The organism is Candidatus Jordarchaeum sp. (genome assembly GCF_052745115.1).
This window is the reverse complement of the sequence record NZ_JBRAKS010000275.1, coordinates 1-5285: the sequence shown is the minus strand read 5'-3', so window position 1 is coordinate 5285 and position 5285 is coordinate 1. Positions and strand designations below refer to the sequence as shown.

At 41.0% G+C, this 5285-nt stretch carries 5 protein-coding genes; 2 read left to right on the top strand and 3 right to left on the bottom strand.

All coding sequences use genetic code 11. The features are described from left to right. Positions 1 to 82: 82 nt before the first annotated feature. The 3 genes from ACUVXA_RS15800 to ACUVXA_RS15790 form a co-directional block, all read right to left on the bottom strand. Entirely contained in the window at positions 83 to 706 is a 624-nt protein-coding gene (locus ACUVXA_RS15800) for a DUF2284 domain-containing protein (RefSeq protein WP_445872246.1), read from the bottom strand. A 96-nt stretch (positions 707 to 802) separates the two neighbouring features. Next, entirely contained in the window at positions 803 to 1222 is a 420-nt protein-coding gene (locus tag ACUVXA_RS15795) for an ACT domain-containing protein (protein WP_445872245.1), read from the bottom strand. Between the two features lie 22 nt (positions 1223 to 1244). Further along, positions 1245 to 2549: a phenylacetate--CoA ligase family protein gene (locus tag ACUVXA_RS15790; RefSeq protein WP_445872247.1), complete on the bottom strand. Its 1305-nt coding sequence runs from the start codon at positions 2547 to 2549 to the stop codon at positions 1245 to 1247. A 389-nt stretch (positions 2550 to 2938) separates the two neighbouring features. Here ACUVXA_RS15790 and ACUVXA_RS15785 point away from each other — a divergent pair, with 389 nt between their 5' ends. Continuing rightward, positions 2939 to 3592, top strand: a complete 654-nt coding sequence (locus ACUVXA_RS15785) for a cobalamin B12-binding domain-containing protein (RefSeq protein WP_445872244.1) — start codon at positions 2939 to 2941, stop codon at positions 3590 to 3592. An 18-nt stretch (positions 3593 to 3610) separates the two neighbouring features. Further along, entirely contained in the window at positions 3611 to 5104 is a 1494-nt protein-coding gene (locus tag ACUVXA_RS15780; protein WP_445872243.1) for a trimethylamine methyltransferase family protein, read from the top strand. Positions 5105 to 5285: the final 181 nt, after the last annotated feature.

The window sequence follows — 5285 nt, the reverse complement described above, 5'->3', positions numbered from 1 at the left end:
ATAATATATAACATAAAATAATCCATATTTTTTATTTCCGAAAAATAAAGAAGAGCGATTTAAACAAATTCTTAGATTCTTTTTAATCAATTAAAATTAGGGCTGTGAGGTTCATTGATTCTTTTGTTCCCCACTGTATTTTGAATCCGGCGTTTTCCGCGGTTTTTGACACGTCTATTCCCACGGCTTCCATTGATGGTCTCGCTTCCCAGGGATGTTTGCAAAGATTTTTGGTATCGCATTCTTTACAAAGTCTGCAGGGTCCGACTGTTAGTCCCAGTGTTAAGCGGTATCCTTTTTTGAAGGCTTCTCTCTCTAGGGCAGTGATTATCCGATTGGCTTCTGCTCCTTCATCTTCGCCAGTATCTAAAACAAGCTTAATAAATTCTTCATCTTTGGAGAGGTCTAAGAGATTGGTTTCCTTATTTTTGAGATAATCCTGTATCTTCTTGTTCATCGTTTTGTCTATTTGAAAGATTATAGCGTATTTGTAATTTTGGAGAATCTCTCTAAACTCCTTAGCAGTGGGTGTATAGGGTGGACACATTAAATTTCTCCCGTAATTTATGCAAGGGGGATATCTACATTTTAACTGCACTCTTTCATCCACTACAATTAGGCTGGTGTCGATGCCCTTGGCTCTAGACGCTCCTTCTTTAACCGCTAGTTCGCTAAGTTCTTCTAAATCTCTCTCAATTTTGGACAAATTTCAAAATCTCCTCTTAAATTAGCATGTTCTGATTATGTTTCTGCCGATTATTTTTGGCTTTTCCGAATAGACAATTTAGGGGAGAGTTATATATTATTCGTAAAGTTCTTTCTCGCTGACTAGTTTGAATCCTCCATTGCTCAATGCTTCCATAGCGGCTTCAATGTCTGAAACTCTTATAATCATGATTGCCTTTCCCTGTTTCAAAGTGGTGTAAAGATACTCTATGTTCACGTTCTTTTCTCCCAAAACCGTGGCTATCTGGTATAAGCCTCCTGGTTTATCTATAGCTTCCACGGCTATCACATCGGTTTCTGAAACTAGATAGTCTTGGTTCTTCAGCACTTTTATGGTTTTTTCGGGGTTATCCACGATCATTCTGATAATTCCGTAATCTGCGGTGTCGGCGACGGTAAGAGCCCTCATGTTTATTTTATGATCAAGTAGTATTTTGGTCAGATTGGCCAGCGTTCCCGGCCTGTTCTGAAGAAAAACCGAAATCTGTTTCACCATTTTCTTCCATTCCTCCTATCTGCTATATGTTTTCCTTCCTTAAGTCTATCACTCTTTTTGCTTTACCCATGGACCTAGGAATCTCCCCTGGGGCAACTAACTCAATTTTAGCCTTCACCCTGAGAGTTTCAAACAGTTCATCTTCAACCATTCTCTGGAACTCCACCAGGTCCCTAATTTTGTCACTAAATCTTTCTGGAGTAACCTCAATCTTAACCGTTAAAGTATCTAGAATATCACGGTCAACCACTATTTGATAATTCTCACTCACACCTGGAATACCCATTAAAACATGCTCAATCTGCGAAGGATACACGTTAACCCCCCTAACAATCAACATGTCATCCGCTCTACCCATAACCTTACTCATTCTAACCATCTCCCGTCCGCAACCACACTTGTAATAATTCAGAGAGGTGATATCGTTAGTAACATATCTCAACAGGGGGATCCCCTCCTTGGTTAGAGGGGTAAATAACAAGACTCCTTTCTCTCCTGGAGAAACAGGCTCCTTGGTTTCCTTATCAATAATTTCTGGTATAAATTGATCCTCCCAGATGTGTAATCCGTTTTTCTCGGGGCACTCGACAGATACTCCGGGGCCGTAAATCTCCGATAGCCCATAAATATCGTATGCATCAATGTTTAAAGATTCCTCAATTTTGCTTCTAAGAGTCTCCGAGGCCGGCTCCGCTCCAAAAATCCCCATCCGTAGCTTAATCTCTTTTTCAATGTTGATTCCTTCCTGTTTGGCAAATTCCGCAACAAAAAGGGAGTATGAGGGGGTGCAGGTGAGAATAGTTGAACCAAAATCTTTCATCAATTTTAGCTGCAGACCCGTGTTCCCACCCGAGATGGGAATGACCGCTGCACCAATTCTTTCAGCACCATAATGAAATCCCAGACCCCCCGTAAACAACCCATAGCCGTAAGCATTCTGAAGGATATCCCCTTTATGACCACCGGGACAAGTTATGGTGCGAGCCATAAGCTCAGTCCAAGTCTCAATATCATTCCTAGTATAACCAACAACGGTGGGCGAACCGCTCGTTCCCGAGCTGGCATGCAGCCTAACAATCTCCTCCAAAGGCTTAGCAAACATCTTAAACGGATAATTCTCCCTAAGATTATCCTTCAAAGTTAAAGGAATTTTTACAATATCGTCTAAAGATTTAATATCGTTAGGCTTCAATCCCGATCTCTTAAAACTATTATTATAAAAAGGAACATTGTCATAACAGTATTTAGCCATATCACTCAATCGTTTAGACTGTATCTCCTCAATTTCTTTCCTGGAAAATAGTTCCACATCCTTATTCCAATACAAGTAATCCAAGCGAAATCACCATTCTTCATTAAACAAAAATAACCTAGTAATTTTTCGCTTCCAGAGATGCCGATGCAGAGAGCCAGATACGAATAGCTCAAACTTATTTTTATCCCTTTTGTATCCTTAACATAAAAATAGGGCATAAATTTCTTTGAGAATAACAGAATGATATGGTATAGGATTTGATACGGAGAGGGTATTTATATAGAAAACGTTTACCCATTCTCTTTCCCTCCACTAAGCTTTTATATAGAATTTCTACTATCTTCAGGAATGTTGTCTAACCGATTAGCTTTAAAGCCATAACTAAATTAACAAAAATAATCTTATAATAGAATTTATGACTATTAGTTTAATTTGACAATATTAATGTTTGAGGTGATTGGTTGTCTGAGGAGAATATTCGAAAGAAAATAGAAGAAGCTTTATTGGAGTTCGAGGAGGAAGAACTGGCAAAAATTCTTCGAGACTCCATCAATGAGGGTGTTGGTCCTCTTAAACTTATAGACATTCTAACTGATGTTCTGAGAGATTTTGGAGATAAATTTGAGAGTGGCGAGTACTTTCTGCCTCAACTGGTTGCGGCTGGTGAAGCTGCTCAGGGTGCGATAAAAGAAGTCTTGGAACCGGCTCTGAAAGCGAGTGGCGAGGCTAGGGAACCGGTAGGCAGAGTGGTTATTGGAACCGTTTTTGGAGATATCCACGATATCGGGAAGAACATTGTGGGCTCCATGCTCTTTGCCAACGGATTCGAAGTACACGACCTGGGTAAAGATGTTCCACCAGAAGAATTCGCTAGAAAAGCTAAGGAGCTTAATGCGGATATAGTGGGATCTTCCGCTATGCTCACCATGACTATGCATGAACAGCTCAACGTAGCTAAATCTCTGGAAAATGAGGGTATTCGGGAAAAGGTGAAATACATTATTGGCGGCGCTATTGTTACGGAGAAGTGGGCGGAGGAAATTGGGGCAGATGGATTCGCTACCGACGCCGTGGAAGCCGTAAAAATAGCTAAAGAACTCTTAGGAGTTATGTAGTAGCGGGAGGAAGATGATGTGAAGCTGCCAAGATTAGAGATTTTGAGTAAGGATGAGATTTACGATATTCATAATGCTTCCATGGAAGTGTTGGAAGATGTGGGAGTCAAGATAGATGTGGTTGAAGCTCGGGAAATCCTGGGCAAAGCCGGGGCGGAGGTTAGCAACAAAACTAATATGGTGAAGATACCAGAGTATCTGGTTAGGGAAGGTTTGAAGAAGGCTCCCAGTCAGTTCACACTGTATGGACGAGAAGAAAAGTTCAAGTTAAGGGTTGGAGGAGACAGTTTAACCTTTACGTTTTCGCCTACACCGGTCAAAATAATTGATTCAGAAACTGGAAAAATTAGGGAAACCACCCTGAAGGATGTTGAAAACAAGTACCGCTTGATAGACGCGTTAAAGTATATTAACACTTCGCACACTGATGTTTGGGCACATGATGTTCCGTTCACCACCATTCATGCCTATGAGGTACTTACTTGGGCTAAAAACACCATTAAGTGCTTTGGTATAGGTCCCTACGGTGTGTTGGCCTCCCAAGATATGATTAGAATGGTGTCCATGGTGGTGGGGGATGAAGAGGAGCTTATAAAGAAGCCCCGCATAATCGGATTCTATAACCCGGTTAGTCCCCTGCAAACTTCGGACATTGTTATGAGGGGGATGATGATTTTCAACCGGTACAAACAGCCCATGATAATCGCACCAGAGGCCCAAGCGGGATCCACAGCTCCCACGACACTAGCGGGACTATTAGTGCAACAAAACGCCGAGATACTTAGTAGCCTTGTGCTCTGTGAACTGGTGAGTCCCGGGACTCCGGTTCTTTACGGTACGGTTTCCACCATTACCGATATGCGTACCGGAAACATAGCTCTAGGCTCCATAGAAACTGGTTTAATATATGTTGCTTCGGCTCAGATGGCTAAGTTTTATCGTCTTCCCTCAAGGGCACTGGCGGGAACTAGTGAGTCCATGCTGGTGGACATTCAAGCCGGGTTCGAGAAAGCCTTGACGCTTTTCATGGCGGCTGCTGCTAGAATAAATTACATCACTTGTGCCGGGACCATCGAATCCAGTATCACAACCAACATGGAACTCATAATGATTGACGAGGAACTAGTAGGAATAATAAGAAGATCCTTGGAAGGAATAGAGGTTAATGAGAACACTCTAGCAGTGGATGTTATAAAAGAGGTTGGGGCAAGTGGTTCATTCCTTAGCCATAAGCATACGCTTAAAAATTTCCAAAAGGAGCAGTACATACCGTTCTTAATAGATAGGAATAGAAGGGAAGCCTGGGAGAAACGAGGATCAAAAAGTATTGTAGATGTGGCACGTGAAAAATGGCAAAAAATATTAGAAGAGCATCAGCCGGAACCCTTAGATAAGGATGTGGAGAAACAGCTTACAGATTATTTGGAGATGGTGAAGAAAAGAACCCTTGATGACTACTTCAAAGCCGAGGGTATTGAAAGGAAACCAACAGGATTACCCAACCTACCATAAAAAATGAATAAGATAAGAGTTAAAACAATCTTACTGCCTTTTTTTATTTTAATATCTGTTTTTTATAATTAAAGTTTTTAAAAACGTCATTTAACGTTAACTCTTAAAACGATAAAGAGAAGATTTAAATTTGTAGAAGTTAGGGACATTTGTCACCCCTTGCTGTTAATTGGTAGGATGT

Coding starts and splice junctions, on each gene's coding strand:
- ACUVXA_RS15795 (WP_445872245.1), bottom strand. CDS start 1,222: ATGGTGAAACAGATTTCGGTTTTTCTTCAGAACAGGCCGGGAACGCTG.